10 protein-coding genes are annotated in these 15,689 nt (G+C 34.5%); 7 read left to right on the top strand and 3 right to left on the bottom strand.

Going from position 1 to position 15,689, the window contains the following annotated elements; translation table 11 throughout:
* Window positions 1–13: 13 nt before the first annotated feature.
* Window positions 14–577, top strand: coding sequence for a ribosome recycling factor (gene frr / locus QO182_RS14550; protein WP_371562354.1), 564 nt, complete (start codon window positions 14–16; stop codon window positions 575–577).
* 113 nt (window positions 578–690) lie between these two features.
* A complete protein-coding gene (locus tag QO182_RS14545; protein ID WP_371562353.1) occupies window positions 691–3,189 on the top strand; it encodes a DUF5686 family protein in 2,499 nt (832 codons plus the stop codon).
* On the opposite strand, the gene QO182_RS14540 is transcribed toward QO182_RS14545, so the two are convergent.
* Together QO182_RS14540 and QO182_RS14535 are read right to left on the bottom strand one after the other, a co-directional pair.
* On the bottom strand, window positions 3,186–3,515 hold the full coding sequence (locus QO182_RS14540; protein ID WP_371539403.1) for a multidrug efflux SMR transporter: 330 nt from the start codon (window positions 3,513–3,515) through the stop codon (window positions 3,186–3,188). The genes QO182_RS14545 and QO182_RS14540 overlap by 4 nt on opposite strands.
* A 3-nt stretch (window positions 3,516–3,518) precedes the next feature.
* Window positions 3,519–5,789 (bottom strand): cation:proton antiporter, encoded by a 2,271-nt coding sequence (locus QO182_RS14535; RefSeq protein WP_371562375.1) that lies wholly within the window; start codon window positions 5,787–5,789, stop codon window positions 3,519–3,521.
* A gap of 211 nt (window positions 5,790–6,000) precedes the next feature.
* On the opposite strand from QO182_RS14535, the gene QO182_RS14530 reads away from it, so the two are divergent.
* The 3 genes from QO182_RS14530 (at window position 6,001) to QO182_RS14520 (ending at window position 12,568) form a co-directional block, all read left to right on the top strand.
* On the top strand, window positions 6,001–8,412 hold the full coding sequence (locus QO182_RS14530; RefSeq protein ID WP_371562351.1) for an RND family transporter: 2,412 nt from the start codon (window positions 6,001–6,003) through the stop codon (window positions 8,410–8,412).
* A 358-nt stretch (window positions 8,413–8,770) separates the two neighbouring features.
* Window positions 8,771–9,601, top strand: coding sequence for a mechanosensitive ion channel family protein (locus QO182_RS14525; RefSeq protein ID WP_371562349.1), 831 nt, complete (start codon window positions 8,771–8,773; stop codon window positions 9,599–9,601).
* 336 nt (window positions 9,602–9,937) lie between these two features.
* Window positions 9,938–12,568 carry a glucosidase gene (locus QO182_RS14520; protein WP_371562347.1) on the top strand — a complete coding sequence of 877 codons (2,631 nt, stop codon included), beginning with the start codon at window positions 9,938–9,940 and terminating at the stop codon, window positions 12,566–12,568.
* A gap of 81 nt (window positions 12,569–12,649) precedes the next feature.
* Here QO182_RS14520 and QO182_RS14515 read toward each other — a convergent pair whose 3' ends face one another.
* A complete protein-coding gene (locus QO182_RS14515) occupies window positions 12,650–13,423 on the bottom strand; it encodes a TlpA family protein disulfide reductase (RefSeq protein WP_371562345.1) in 774 nt (257 codons plus the stop codon).
* A 165-nt stretch (window positions 13,424–13,588) separates the two neighbouring features.
* Between QO182_RS14515 and QO182_RS14510 the strand changes: the two genes are divergently transcribed.
* Both QO182_RS14510 and asnS read left to right on the top strand, forming a co-directional pair.
* Window positions 13,589–13,963, top strand: a complete 375-nt coding sequence (locus QO182_RS14510) for a hypothetical protein (RefSeq protein WP_371539417.1) — start codon at window positions 13,589–13,591, stop codon at window positions 13,961–13,963.
* 246 nt (window positions 13,964–14,209) lie between these two features.
* Window positions 14,210–15,646 (top strand): asparagine--tRNA ligase, encoded by a 1,437-nt coding sequence (gene asnS, locus QO182_RS14505; RefSeq protein ID WP_091090873.1) that lies wholly within the window; start codon window positions 14,210–14,212, stop codon window positions 15,644–15,646.
* Window positions 15,647–15,689 lie beyond the last annotated feature (43 nt).

Raw genomic sequence — 15,689 nt, 5'->3', positions numbered from 1 at the left:
AAAATTGGAAACAATGACTGAAGAAATTGAATTTATATTAGATAGTACTAAAGAATCGATGATTGGTTCTATTGCCCACTTAGAAAAAGAGTTTCTAAACATTCGAGCAGGAAAAGCATCTCCAGCAATGCTAGGAAGTGTTTTTGTAGATTATTATGGCTCAGCCACACCGCTTTCGCAAGTAGCAAAATTAAGTGTTCCTGATGCCAGAACAATCACGCTTCAGCCGTTTGAAAGAAACATGCTTCATGCTATTGAAAAGGCGATTATGGTAGCAAATATAGGATTTAATCCAATGAATAATGGTGACCTTATCATTATTAGTGTTCCGCCATTAACAGAAGAAAGAAGACGCGATCTTGCTAAACAAGCAAAAGTAGAGGCAGAAGACGCAAAAATAGGGGTTCGTAATGCTCGTAAAGATGCTAATACAGAAATCAAAAAATTAGAAAAAGAAGGAACATCTGAAGACATTTGTAAAAGTGCCGAAGAAGAAGTTCAAACTTTAACTAATAATTACATCAAAAAAGTAGATGAACTTCTTGTTCATAAAGAAGCTGAAATCATGAAAGTATAACTTTCAATAAATTAATAGCATGATCCGTCCCGTTTAAAAGCGAGACGGATTTTCTTATTCTTATCTCATACATACCATAATTTGATTATGGTCGTTTTGTAATAAAACTTTTTATGAAGCATTTTTGCCTACTGTTTTTCTTCTTTACTTTTTCAATCCAAGCTCAATTTCAGCTCAACGGAATTGTAAAAGAATCCACAGCAAACAAACCGCTTGCTTTTGCAACAATTACTGCTACTGACGGCTCCACAACCATTTCAGATGTAGACGGAAAATTTAGTATTTTCTCAAAAAACAGCATTTCATTTTTTGAAGTTTCCTACATTGGACATTTTAAAACTACGGTTCCTGTCATAAAAGAAAAAAATTATTATGCCATTTTCCTAACCCCAAAAAGAGATGACTTAAAGGAGGTTTTGATTTCGAATAAAAATCCTGCATTGGCCATTATTAGAAAAGTAATCGCCAATAAACAGAATAACAATCCTCAAGAAAAGCTTAGCAGTTTTGAATTTAAGTCCTATAATAAACTAATAGTTTCCGCAAATCCTGACTCGTTAAAAGGAGCTATTGACTCGGTATTTATTGAAAAAAAGATTGGTAAGACCTTCTCTAAAATCGACTCCTCTGCTTATAAATTTAAAGAGATTGTAAGAAAGCAACATCTATTTCAAACGGAGAAAGTATCGCAATATCAATTTGGGAATCAAAAATTAAAAGAAACTATTTTAGGAACAAAAATGGCAGGATTTAAACAACCTATTTATGAAATTTTAGCGTTCAATCTACAATCCTTCTCAGTCTATGATTCTCGTTATGAGCTTTTTGAAACTAAGTACAACAGTCCTATCGCTACTGACGCCCTAAATGATTACAATTATAAATTACTGGACACCATCTCCCTAGATGGAAGAATGTCATACATGATTTATTTTAAGAACAAAAAGAAAAGTAAGGCTTCAGGACTCGAAGGCGTGCTATATATTGACCAAAATAATTTTGCCATTTCCAAGGCGATTATGCGAATAAAAGGAGTTCTTGATATCAGTGGCATTCATGAATTCCAATACATTCCCGAGGAAGAGATTTGGTTCCCCATTCGCAAAACGTTTAAAATTATAAAAGGAAAAAATGACGATGATATAAAAATACTTGGTGGAACGATTCAATTTGACGGTGACGTTGAAAAGGATTTCAAGTCGAGAAAAAAAACAGCTTCCGACTTTACATATCTACTATCTAAAACCGATAATTTTGACATTCAGTATAACATCCCAATCAAAATAAAGCAAAGCTATATTTCTGTCGAAATAAAAAACGACGCCATTAATAAACCAGAACGTTTTTGGAATTCCTATCGTAAGGACAGTTTGGACATTCGAAGCCAAAAAACCTATTTAGCTTTAGACAGTATTGCTGTCAAAAGAAGAATTGCAAGCCGAATTCGTTTTGGCAGAAAAATTATCAACGGGTTTTTACCTTTAGGTTTTTTTGATATGGACTTACGGAAAATTATAAGTTACAATAACTATGAAGGGTTTCGATTGGGTTTTGGAGGAATTACAAATGATCAGTTTTTAAAAAATTTCAGAATTGAGGGCTATACCGCTTACGGTACAAAAGACGGGAATTTCAAATATAATGCAGGGCTATCTGCACGTGTGGGTAAACTTTCTGATTCCTGGATTGGCGTATCCTACACGAACGATGTCAGGGAGATAGCTAACAGTTTATACACTATCGAAAAAAGACCTTTTAAACTGTACGATCCTCGACCTATAAACATTAGTACATTTTATAATTACGCGAGCTGGGAAGCCTCTTTAAAAACCCAAATCATTCCTAAAACAGAAAGTATCTGGACTTTGAATCGCTCTGAAATCGAACCCAAATTCAACTATGTATATAATTTAAACGGTAAATTATACTCCAATTACATTATGACAACAGCTATGGTTTCCTTGCAATGGAATCCTTTCAGTGATTATATGCAAACGCCAACTGGCAGAGTTGAAGTAGAAAAACGTTTTCCAAAATTCACTTTTCAGTTTACGCAGTCCTTACCAAAAGCACTAGATAATGACTTTAAATTCAGTAAAATAGATTTTAAAACAGAGTTTGAGAAAAAATATTTGAATGGTCAAAAAACAAATTTACTTTTCGAAGCAGGTTATGCTATAGGCGACATTCCTTTAACCCATTTGTACAACACCTCTCCAAATAATATTACGAAAGAAACCATCATTCAAAGAATCACCTTTGCAGGAAAAAATAGTTTTGAAACGATGTTCTTCAATGAATTTTTCTCGAATGAGTTTGTCTATTTCCAATTTAAACATGGCTTCAATAGAGTTACTATTTTTAAGAAAGTAAAACCTTCTCTAGTTCTGGTATCCAGAATGGCTTGGGGAAATTTACAAAAACCCGAACAACATGCAGGATTGAATTACAAAACCCTGAATGAGGGTTATTTTGAATCTGGAATCGAACTCAATCAAATTTTTAAAGGACTAGGTCTTACCGCATTTTACCGCTATGGCCCCAATCAATTACCTCAACTTGAAGACAACATTGCTGTAAAACTTAGCTATGTTCTTAATCTAGGACTTTAGTGACTAGAGACAAACTTTAAACCAATAATGGAAGCTATTAAAGTCGTCAAAAAGAAAATCCTCCAGAAAGTAGCTGGCTCTTTGAATACAAGAATCCCTACCAAAACAGTCCCCACTGCTCCTATACCAGTCCAGACAGCATAAGCAGTACCAATAGGTAGTTCTTGGGTCGCCTTATAGAGCAACAGCATACTTGCACTAAGGCAAATTAAGAAACCCAACATCCAATAGGTAGATTCAATTCCCTTTGTTTCATTGGCCTTGCCTAAACAAGATGCAAATCCAACCTCGAACAATCCTCCTATGATTAATAAAATCCAATGCATAAGTTATGGCTTAATAATTAAAACAGAGGGAACGCCAATCAACCAATCGCTATCTGACTCTAATAATGATTTCCAACTTTCAAGACTAATAAGCATTAAGTCTTGTTTATCAAGAAAAGGCAAACTTACAATCTTATCGGTTACTATTGCTAAATTATTAGGATGTATTTGTTCTAAAGAAGCCACTGCGCTTTGAAGAACAAAGTTATTCTTTACATGACCGTTTACATCTAGAATAGTAACCTTTGAATCATTATTATAAATTAATTTTTGGGCATAATCAATTAAAAAAGAATCCTCTGATTTAAAAATTGGAATAAATACTTGATCTATATTTTGAAATTCTTTATCGATCAAGATTCCCAGTGGCATTTTTGTTTTGGCAACAATTTGTCGGGTTCTTTCGTCAAAAGGAGAATTTTCAAACAAGCCTTCCTTGCCCGTGAACTTATCAATTAATCGGTCCGGGTTCATAATTCTGGTGGTAAAACCAATTACTTTACCAAGAATAGTTCCCTCAAAAATTGATTTTCCTAAACCTACAAGCAACAAGTCGTAATCCCCTTGATTTGCCACATCTGCAATCTCAGATTCGATATCTATCGTTGCTTTAAAAATGGTGTTAATTTCTATATTCAATAACTCTGACTCTTCAAAAATGGGTAAGAAACTATCTTTTTCTTTCTCGTCCATATTAAAAGTATGTAGCTCATCGCTCAGGGAGAGATGCATCGCAGTAACAATAGATTTACTTTTCTGTTTTTGGGTCAGGCTATTCGCTAATCGCAAGAGTGATTTTCCCTTCTCGTTATTTCCAAAAGAAAATAGTATTCTGTATTTACTTTGATTGTTTATTTCTTCGGCATCAGGCTCACTTTTGTCTTTAAATAAATAATTTATTAAGTCTAAAGCAGGTCCCGTCATAAAAGTAGTAACCAATGCCATAATTACCATCATTGTAAAAACCTCAGGAGTTAGAACCTTAAGCTCTAACCCAATGTTTAACACAATCAACTCCATTAATCCTCTGGTATTCATTAAAGCACCTATCGTAAAGCTGTCTTTCCAGTTTTGTCCCACAAATTTTGCAGCCAGCGCACTTCCCAGGAACTTACCCACGACAGCAACCATAATAATTGCTCCAGTAACTTTCCATAAATACGGATCATTTATAAGTCCGATTTCTGTTTTTAATCCTGTGAAAACAAAAAACAAGGGTAATAAAAGAATCACCGCAACATCTTCTACCTTTTCGATAAATATCATTCGGAATTTAGTCACATCTGGCATAATGGATCCCATCATAAAAGCTCCAAAAAGAGCATGAATACCAATTACTTCTGTAGCATAAGAAGACAGAATTAGAAAAAGAAAGAAAATAGCCATTACCGGTTTTCCAATACTATCCTTAGAACCATACAAATCACCTATTCTCTTCAAAAAAGGCTTAACAATAAAAATCATTGCCACAACATAAATTACGGCAAGCGAAATTACATATAACGAACTAATAAAATCGCCCGCTTTTACTATTGCAATCACCACAGCAAGCAGACACCAAGCCGTAATATCATCAGCGGCAGCACAAGTAATTACTATAGCTCCAAGTTTAGTTTTATGAATTTCTCTTTCCTGAACGATTCTTGCCAGAACTGGAAAAGCCGTTATACTCATGGCAATTCCCATAAATAAACTGAAGGAAAGAAACTGAACACCTGGAGGTGCAAATTGGTTAAATACAAAATAAGACAAACCAATACCTAGCGCAAAAGGAATGACAATACTGGCATGACTTATTACAACTGCTTCACTGGCTTTATTTTTTAGCACCTTAATATCGAGTTCCATACCAATAACAAACATGAAAAGAATAAGCCCTATCTGACTAAGAAATTTTAAATTCCCTAAGGATTCAACAGGAAATAAAGCCGCCGAAAAACCAGGGAAATACATCCCCAATAAGGAGGGCCCTAGAACTATTCCCGCTATTATTTCACCAATAACGGTTGGCTGCCCAATCTTCTTAAAAACCCAGCCAAAAAGACGGGCCACTAGGATAATCATTACAATTTGAGCCAAGAGTATAGCCAAAGGATCTTCAAAATTATGTTCCATGGAAGATATAAAATCATTCCAGGAACTATTTCCTGTTTCTGAAACTATTAGATTGTTTCTTTTTTCCAGTAGTTTCCCCTTAGTAATAATCCAATAAATCAACGCAGTAAAACCTCCGGTCACCCCTATATAAAACAGGGTGTTTTTATATTTTTTCAAATCCATTGTACATTGGCATATTAATTTCAAAAATCATACAAAGATGTAAAATTCTATAATACGTTTTACAAGGCTAAAATTAATTTTTCAGCGAAAGAAAAAAGCGAGATAAAACAGATAAAAACCAGGTCTAAACCACATAAAAAGATTCATATAAATTGTGGCTTTTGTGTTGGTTTTCACTACATTTGCACCCATTTTTAAAACACTTATGAAAAAGAAATCAAAAGTAGGATTTTGGGAACTTATTGCCCGTATTGTACTTAAAAACAGAATCGTCATCCTTGGTGTTATTGTTTTAATAACACTTTTTTTAGCACTGCAATGGAAAAACATACAGTTTTCATTTACGGAGGCCAATCTACTTCCAGACAACCATATCGTCAATAAAGAATACAATGCCTTTCTAGACAAATTTGGAGAAGAGGGAAATTTAATTGTCATAGGTGTGAAAGACGATGCTTTTTTTACTCCAAAAGCATTTGCTGCCTGGACTAAATTAATGACTGAACTCAAAGCACAAAAAGAAGTGGATCTGATTATTTCAATCAGCGACTTGAAGAAATTGCAAAAAAATGATTCCCTTCAAACTTTTGAATTAGTTCCGTTTGTTGATCAAGCCAAAACTGTCAACAAAGCTTATCTTGATACGATCAAAAAAGATTTGTTCCAAAACATGCCTTTTTACGAAGGCTTACTTTTTAATAAGAAAAATGGAACAATCCGCTCAGCCATTTATTTGGATAAAAAAATCGTCAATACAGCACATCGTAAAGACTACATTGTCCAGGATTTCATCCCAAAAATTGAAGCTTTTGAAAAACAGACTGGTATAGATTTACGTGTTTCTGGGATGCCTTACATAAGAACACTTAATGCAATGAGCATTATGAACGAAATTAGTTTGTTCATCGGAGTTTCCTTATTACTGACTTCGTTGATATTCTTTTTCTTTTTCCGTTCTTTCAGAGCTACATTAATCGCCATGTTGATTGTAATCATAGGTGTTATGTGGACTTTTGGACTACTTGGATTATTCCATTATCAAATCACGGTGCTTACCGCTCTGGTCCCTACACTGGTTATCGTAATCGGAATTCCCAATTGTATTTTCCTTACTAATAAATACCAGCAGGAATATATTGCTCATGGAAATAAAGCCCGTGCATTACAGCGTGTAATTACAAAAGTAGGAACCGCTACTTTGATGACCAACTTAACCACAGCTGCTGGTTTTGCCACTTTTATTATTACTAATAGTGAGTTATTAAAAGAGTTTGGTATCATTTCCTCATTAAGTATTGTTGCCCTGTTCTTTTTATGCCTTATTATTATACCAATTTATTATAGCTACCAGCCTGTTCCAAAAGAAAAACACTTGAGACATTTAAGTCGTAATTATACAAAAGTGTTCATGGCTTGGATCGAAAAAATGGTAAAATACAACAGACGCCATGTCTATCTTGTGGCTATCTTTTTATTTTTAATAAGTAGCATTGGTGCTTTAAAAATTAAAACCTCTGGAAGTTTGATTGAAGACATGCCTAAAAACACTGGCTTTTATCAGGATATTATTTTTTTCGAACAAGAATTTGATGGAATTATGCCATTGGAAATTACGGTAGACACCAAAAGGAAAAAAGGAGTCATGAAGCTTTCCACATTGAGAAAGATGGATGAACTTCAAGAGACTATCGAAGAAATCCCTGAACTTTCAAAACCAATCTCCATTCTGAATTTAGTTAAATATTCTAAGCAGGCGTACTATAACGGTAATCCTGAGTATTATGACTTACCTACTTCTCAGGAGCAAAGTTTTATTTTGGGTTATGCCAAAAACGCAACTAAAAACACCCAAAACAACATCATGAAAAGTTATGTGGACAGCACCGGTCAGGTGGCTCGTATTACGACTTTCATGCGAGATATTGGAACTGGAAACATGGCGAACATTGAAAATAAGCTTTGGACCAAAATCAATAAAATCTTCCCTTCTGATCGCTACAAAGTGGTGATGACTGGAAAGGCATTAGTTTTTGAAAAAGGAACAAAATACTTACTTGACAACTTACTGATGTCCCTACTTTTTGCAGTCTTTCTGATTTCTTTACTGATGGTATTCATGTTCCGCTCCTTCAAAATGGTGGTCGTTTCCTTAATCCCTAATCTGTTGCCGTTAATGATTACCGCCGGATTAATGGGTTATTTTGGCATTCCGTTAAAGCCATCAACGATATTAGTTTTTAGTATTGCTTTCGGACTTTCGGTCGATGACACCATCCACTTCTTAGCACAGTACCGTCAGGAATTAACTCGAAATAACTGGAAGATAAAAAAATCTGTTTTTGCTACCATTAGAGAATCAGGCTTGAGTATGTTTTATACCTCGGTCGTTTTATTCTCAGGTTTCTCTGTGTTTATGCTTTCTGATTTTGGTGGTACCGTTGCCCTTGGTGGATTAATTGCAATCACGTTGGCTTTCGGGATGTTGTCTAACCTGATGTTATTGCCTTGTTTGGTATTAACCTTGAACAAGTCGTTAACCAACAAACAGGAATTTATCGAGCCAAAAATTGATGTTTTAAGCAAACCAGATAAAGAGACTGAAGATTCAGATAAATAATTAGTACGCTTAAAAAAAACGCCTATAAAACTCAAAAAAGCTTCCCTTCCTTACAGATGGGAAGCTTTTTTTATACCCGAAACCCCCCGTTTATTATGAGTTACTTTTTAAAATATGTATATTTGAAAATCGCGACAATTCGAGTGGAGAAGACTTAACTCCGTTAAGAAGATGTATTAACTCTCACCAAAAGGCTATGAATACAACCAACCGAAACGATAGTTTAAGAAAAAAACCAACAAATTTTAGCCCGCTCACTGATGTAGTGCTAACACTAAAAAGTGGAGACCAGTGACCACTATAAAAACGGGGAGAAATTGAAAAGCCTAAAGAGTAGAAAAAATTAAAAACAATAAAAATGGATCAACAAGTTATAGCTGTAAACACCTACCTTGACAAGATAATCGACTTCGGTTTTGAATACGCACCTAAATTAATCGGCGGCATACTAGTGCTGTTTATTGGTTTATGGGTTACCAATTTAATTACAAAAGCAGTTGGAAAATCATTGGAAAAATCATCAATCGATCAATCTCTTGTCCCATTTTTAAGAAGTATTACAAACATCATACTAAAAGCCCTAGTCGTCATTACTGTAATGGGAATGATTGGTATTGAGATGACCTCATTTGTTGCAATTATTGGTGCTGCAGGTTTAGCCGTTGGATTGGCATTATCAGGAACATTACAAAACTTTTCGGGTGGTGTAATTATCTTGATCTTGAAACCTTTTAAAATTGGCGATTTTATTGAAGCACAAGGTTTTTCAGGAACAGTAAAGGAAATCAACATTTTTTCGACTATGCTGAATACTCCAGATAAGAAATTAGTGATTATACCTAATCGACCTCTATCTACAGATGCACTTATCAATTATTCTACTGAACCATTACGAAGAGTAGACTGGAAATTTGGTATCGCTTATGGCGATGATGTTGAGAATTTTAAAAAAGCCATTAACCAATTTATTGCTGAGGACGACCGTATTTTAAAAGACCCTGCATCTTTTATCGGTTTATCTGAACTCGCAGATAGTTCTGTGAATTTTGCCGTACGTGTATGGGTTGATAGCCCTAACTATTGGGGAGTATTCTTTGATATGAACGAGAAAGTGTATACTAAATTCCCAGATTACGACCTCAACATTCCTTTTCCACAAATAGATGTTCATGTTCAGAATAATAAATAAATCACAACGGACTTAGAGTCCTTTAGTTTTTATCAAACAATTAAAACTTCCGTCATGAAAGACGGAAGTTTTTTTATGCATTATCCGAAAAAAACTCAGTATGAGTTCGACAATTAATACTATTTATTTTTACGAGATACTAAATGAATCCTCACAATAGCTAACAATTAAGCAATAGTAACCAATTGCTTAACTACTTATTAAAAATAAATCCTATTTTTACCCCACACTCTAAAGAAAAGAATTGATTAGAATATTTTAACGTTCTAGCTGTTCGGTTTACAATAAAGGCTTGATCTTTTTAAGCCTAAGAAATTAATTATTACATCACAATATATGACTCATAAAATTTCTGAGGCAGAAAAATTAGCCGTTCCCGATAATTACAAAAATTGGAAAAAATGGGGCCCTTATTTAGCCGAAAGACAATGGGGAACCGTTCGTGAAGATTACAGTGAAAATGGGGATGCATGGGAATTTATTAATCACGACAAAGCACGTAGTAATGCGTATCGCTGGGGTGAGGAAGGAATTGGTGGTTTTTGTGATTCTCGTGAAATTTTATGTTTGGCTCCCGTCTTTTGGAACGGAAAAGACCCCATTTTAAAAGAACGCTTATTTGGACTCACTAATAATCAAGGAAATCACGGAGAAGATGTTAAAGAACTTTATTTTCATCAAGTTTCAACACCATCCCATTCCTACAACAAATACCTCTATAAATACCCGCATAATGAATTTCCTTATGAGGAAATAATAGCAACCAACAGCCACCGAAGTAGAGAAGAAACAGAATTTGAACTACTAGACACTGATAGCTTTAAAGACAATGCTTATTTTGATTGTTATATCGAATATGCAAAAGGGGATATTGATGATATCCTGATGAAAGTTACCGTAGTCAACAGAGGAAAAGATACAGCAGTAATTCATGTACTTCCCCATCTTTGGTTTCGTAATTTCTGGAAACACAACAACAGACATCCACGTCCTAATATGGAATCTGTTTCTAAGAACACCATTGTTTCTAAAAGTAGCCGAAGTGACGACTACTATCTTTATCATAATGAAGGTGAACAATTATTCTGCGAAAACGAAACAAACAACGAGCGCATTTATAATTCCCCTAATGAATATGAGTATGTTAAAGACGGAATTAACAACCATGTTATAAGCGGAGAACCAACTATAAATCCAGAGAAGTCTGGTACTAAAGCGGCAATTTGGCATCATTTTAATTTAAAAGGAGGCGAAGAAAAAAGTGTCAACATACGTTTAAGCAATGTCGCTTTAGAAAATCCTTGGGAAAATTTTGATGCGATATTTGATTTAAGAAAAACGGAATGTGAAACATTCTACAACGAAATCATAAGCGAAGATATTCCAAAAGAGCACCAAGCTATTGCAAAAAGTGCTTTTTCGGGATTGTTATGGACCAAACAATTTTATTATTACAATGTTCACAAATGGATATTTGGTGGCACTGATGAAACAGCAGCCAACAGAAGAACTGACTCCCGCAATTTTAGCTGGCAACACCTTAATAACAGACATGTTATTTCTATGCCTGATAAATGGGAATACCCTTGGTACGCCGCTTGGGATCTAGCTTTTCATATGGCATCTTTTGTAGAAATAGATCCTTATTTTGCTAAGCAACAACTTTTATTAGTCTTGCAAGAAAGTTACATGCACCCCAATGGCCAAATTCCAGCGTATGAATGGAACTTCAGTGATGTAAATCCACCAGTTCATTCCTGGGCAGTCTGGACTGTTTATGAAAAAGACAGAAAGCGAACAGGCAAAGCAGATACTCCATTTCTAGAAAAAGCTTTTCAAAAACTCCTTATCAATTTTACGTGGTGGGTAAACCAAAAAGATACTAGTGGTACTGACTTATTTGAAGGAGGATTTTTAGGTTTAGACAACATTGGAGTTTTTGACCGCAACCATATGCCGGAGGGAATTAAAAAAATGCAACAGGCAGATGCAACGAGTTGGATGGCGATGTTCTCTTTGAACATGTTGCGCATGTCACTTGAATTAGCAAAAACCAACAAAATTTACGAAGAAATATCGGCTAAGTTTTTCAGGCATTTTTTAAATATCGCTTGGGCAATGCACCATATTGGAAAAAAAGATCTTTCGCTTTGGGACGACGAGGACAATTTCTATTACGATGTTGTTGAAATGTCTGATGGAAGTACAGAACGTTTAAAAGTGCGTTCTTTAGTTGGTGTTATTCCAATGTTTGCTGTCGAAATCTTGAATATCGATTTATTTAAAGAGTTAAAAGAATTTCAAAGACGAGCAAAGGAAATCATAAGAACACGTCCAGATCTGGCTTCCTTAATTTCAAATATAGAGAACGCCAATAAAGACGGTAATTTTCTATTCTCGATTATGCGTGGTTTTAGATTAGAACACCTTTTGAAACGCTTATTAGATGAAGACGAATTCCTTTCTGATTACGGTATTCGTTCTCTTTCTAAATACCATAAAGAGCATCCTTTTGTTTTTGGAGATGAAGGTCATCACCAAATTCAATATGAACCTGGCGAAAGCCGTTCGGGTATGTTTGGTGGAAATTCAAACTGGCGTGGTCCTATCTGGATGCCATTGAATTATATGATTATCCAGTCGTTACGTAAATACTATACGTTTTACGGACCTACGTATGTGTATGAATTCCCAACAGGATCAGAAAAAAAATTGAACTTAAACGAAATTGCAAACGAATTAACAAAAAGACTAATTAAACTTTTTGAACGAAATGACGAAGGTAAGTTTCAATACCATTCTGATGATCACAACCATGTTTTCTCAAAAGACGAACATTTTAAAGGACAGCATTTATTTTATGAATTTTTTGATGGCGATAATGGAAAAGGACTTGGCGCTTCACACCAAACGGGATGGACTGCACTTATTGCCAATTTAATCATGGAAATGGAGGAGAATAAATAAATATAAAATCTATTAAAATTCCCGTCGTCAAAGGCGGGATTTTTTATGTTTAAAAACCATCCGATAAGCTAAATAATGAATTTATTCCTCACTTACTTTTACCAATGCAACCTCTAAAGCTTTGTAATCTGATAACACTTTTACGATAAATCCTTTTTTATTGATGATGAAATGGGTGGGAAAAGCATTGAGTTGTAAGGTCAAATTCATATACGTTTTCATATTAGGCACCACAGCATAAGAAAGCGGTTTTCTAATTAAAAAAGGCTTTAATTGTTCTGGCGAATCTTCGGCTAGACTTAGGAATACGATGTCTTTTCGATCTTTATACTTGCTTGCCAATTGATTGACATCAGGAAATTCTTTGACACAAGCTGCACAATGAATGTACCAGCATTTTACAACAACAATCTTTCCTTTTAGATTCTCATTTGTAATCAAATTGTCGTTTAAATCTTTGAATGAAAATTCTGGAAATGGTTCGCCTTCTTTTTTATAATTTTGAATCTCATTGAATGCCGTTTCAGCGATGGAAGCCTTAATACTTGTATCTGATGTTGGTTCAATTTTAAAAAGCTTGTAATAAAAAACGTCCTTGTCTGATTCTAACCGAATCGGAATATAATTTCCTTCACTTAACACTTTCAGAAAAGCCTCTTTAGTAATTTCTTTTGAATTAGAATCTAATGCTACAAAATCTCTAGAAAGCATGATCTCATTGTATTGATATGTCCACCAATCCATAAACTTTCTCTGGATTTCAGCTGGATTCACCTCTGGGTTTCCTAATTTGGTTTGACTTGTACAAGAAGTGAATATCACAACTAAGGAAAGGGCAAAAAATATTTTTTTCATTACAGATAATTGAGCTAGCAAATTAGGCGTTTTTTGTTACAAACAAGAAATTAGCTTTATAATTATAAAATTGTCCGCTAAAATTACTAATTTTATTAAGCACCACATACTTAGGTTAATCAAAATTCATAAGTCAACTATTTTATTTCAATAAACTACGCAAAGGTGAATACTAATAATTTACAAAATAACTTTCATTTTTTACTTTTGGGAATTGCATTTATCATATTTCTATTTGGTGTTGTGATGCCGCTATTCTATGATTATTTCATAATAAATAAATTCTTTGAATTATATATTTTAATCATCTATGTATTTCTATTCACGGGATTTACTTTACCCATTGGAATAGTCTTTATTGCAAAAAAAGAGTATCAAGCGCTTAAAACTATTTCAATAATTTACTTGCTGATTATTGTGTTTTCATATCTTGGCTTAACCATTTCGCTAATAGCTTTGCCTTTCTTTTTTATCTATGGAGCTTATTTCAATTTCAGTACTTTTATAAAAAGAAGTAAATCTACAAGCGCTTCGGTTTGAAGTACTGCTACACTTTTTAAAACCTTTCTTCAAAAACCATAATCCCACCATTTCCTAGCCCCGATAGCAGCGGCATCCTTTTACTTTTTTCTTTAAAAAGTAAAAGATATAGCGAATAGCGGGAAAAAGCTCCATTTTGACACATTCCCTATAATGACAATTAAAACAAATCAATTATATTTGCATTTACTATTCTTCGATACCCTTTGATATCATCAATGGTATAGTTAAAAATCTAAAATTAAAATGAGACATACAAAAGTTAAAGACTTACTAAACAGTACAACGGCGCTTCATGAAGTAAATGCAAAAGGATGGGTACGAACTTTTAGAAACAATCAATTTATCGCTTTAAATGATGGATCAACCATCAATAATATACAATGTGTTGTTGATTTTGAGAACACTCCTGATGAAACTTTAAAAAGAATTACTACTGGTGCTGCTATTTCTGTAACTGGAACTTTGGTAGAAAGTAAAGGTGCTGGACAAAAATTTGAGATTCAAGTTGCAAAACTAGAGATCCTTGGAGATTCAGATGCTGAGAAATTCCCAATACAACCAAAGAACAAACCAAGTTTAGATTACTTGCGTGAAAATGCACATTTACGTGTGCGTACGAATATGTTTGGTGCTATCATGCGTGTGCGTTCTGTATTATCTTATGCCGTTCACAGTTATTTCCAAGAAAAAGGATTTGTGTATGTAAATACGCCTATCGTAACTGGATCTGATGCTGAAGGTGCTGGTGAAATGTTTAAAGTAACCGCTTTGCCATTTGATGGTACACCAAGAACCGAAGACGGAAAAGTAAATTATAAAGAAGACTTCTTTGGGAAAGAAACTAACTTGACGGTTTCAGGACAACTAGAAGCAGAAACTTATGCTATGGCTTTAGGTCAGGTATATACTTTTGGACCTACATTTAGAGCCGAAAACTCAAATACTTCTCGTCACCTTGCTGAATTTTGGATGATTGAACCAGAAGTAGCGTTTAATGATTTGAATGACAACATGGACTTGGCCGAAGATTTCATTCAGTACGTGATCAAGTACACGATGGAGAAATGTCCAGAGGATTTGAAATTTCTAGAAACTCGTTTATTAGACGAAGAAAAATCAAAACCACAGGCAGAAAGAAGCGAAATGGCTTTACTTGACAAGCTGAATTTTGTTTTGGAAAACAATTTTAAACGCGTGTCTTATACTGAAGCAATTGACATTTTAAGAGATTGTACTCCTAATAAAAAGAAAAAATTCAACTATATCATTAACGAATGGGGTGCTGACTTACAGTCAGAACACGAGCGTTACTTAGTAGAGAAACACTTTAAATGCCCCGTAATCTTGTTTGATTACCCAGCAAATATCAAAGCGTTTTACATGCGTTTGAACGAAGACGGAAAAACAGTTCGCGCCATGGATATCCTTTTCCCTGGAATTGGAGAAATCGTGGGAGGATCACAAAGAGAAGAGCGTTTTGATGTTTTGGTCGAAAAAATGAAAGCCTTAGGAATTGACGAAGAAGAATTATGGTGGTATTTAGATACTAGAAGATTTGGTTCAGCGGTTCACTCTGGTTTTGGACTTGGATTTGAAAGACTAGTATTATTTGTTACTGGTATGACAAACATACGTGACGTAATTCCTTTTCCAAGAACACCATTGAACGCGGAATTTTAATACAATTTTGTTTCAAGTTTAAGGTTTAAAGTTGTTTGAAAGT

Origin of the sequence: Flavobacterium sp. Arc2, from assembly GCF_041431385.1 — a bacterium.
Taxonomy (GTDB): domain Bacteria; phylum Bacteroidota; class Bacteroidia; order Flavobacteriales; family Flavobacteriaceae; genus Flavobacterium.
The sequence above is the reverse complement of the archived record's forward strand: the minus strand, read 5'-3'. Positions and strand labels throughout refer to the sequence as shown.

Coding starts and splice junctions, on each gene's coding strand:
- QO182_RS14520 (WP_371562347.1), top strand. CDS start 9,938: ATGACTCATAAAATTTCTGAGGCAGAAAAATTAGCCGTTCCCGATAAT.
- asnS (WP_091090873.1), top strand. CDS start 14,210: ATGAGACATACAAAAGTTAAAGACTTACTAAACAGTACAACGGCGCTT.
- QO182_RS14515 (WP_371562345.1), bottom strand. CDS start 13,423: ATGAAAAAAATATTTTTTGCCCTTTCCTTAGTTGTGATATTCACTTCT.
- frr (WP_371562354.1), top strand. CDS start 14: ATGACTGAAGAAATTGAATTTATATTAGATAGTACTAAAGAATCGATG.
- QO182_RS14540 (WP_371539403.1), bottom strand. CDS start 3,515: ATGCATTGGATTTTATTAATCATAGGAGGATTGTTCGAGGTTGGATTT.
- QO182_RS14530 (WP_371562351.1), top strand. CDS start 6,001: ATGAAAAAGAAATCAAAAGTAGGATTTTGGGAACTTATTGCCCGTATT.
- QO182_RS14525 (WP_371562349.1), top strand. CDS start 8,771: ATGGATCAACAAGTTATAGCTGTAAACACCTACCTTGACAAGATAATC.
- QO182_RS14545 (WP_371562353.1), top strand. CDS start 691: ATGAAGCATTTTTGCCTACTGTTTTTCTTCTTTACTTTTTCAATCCAA.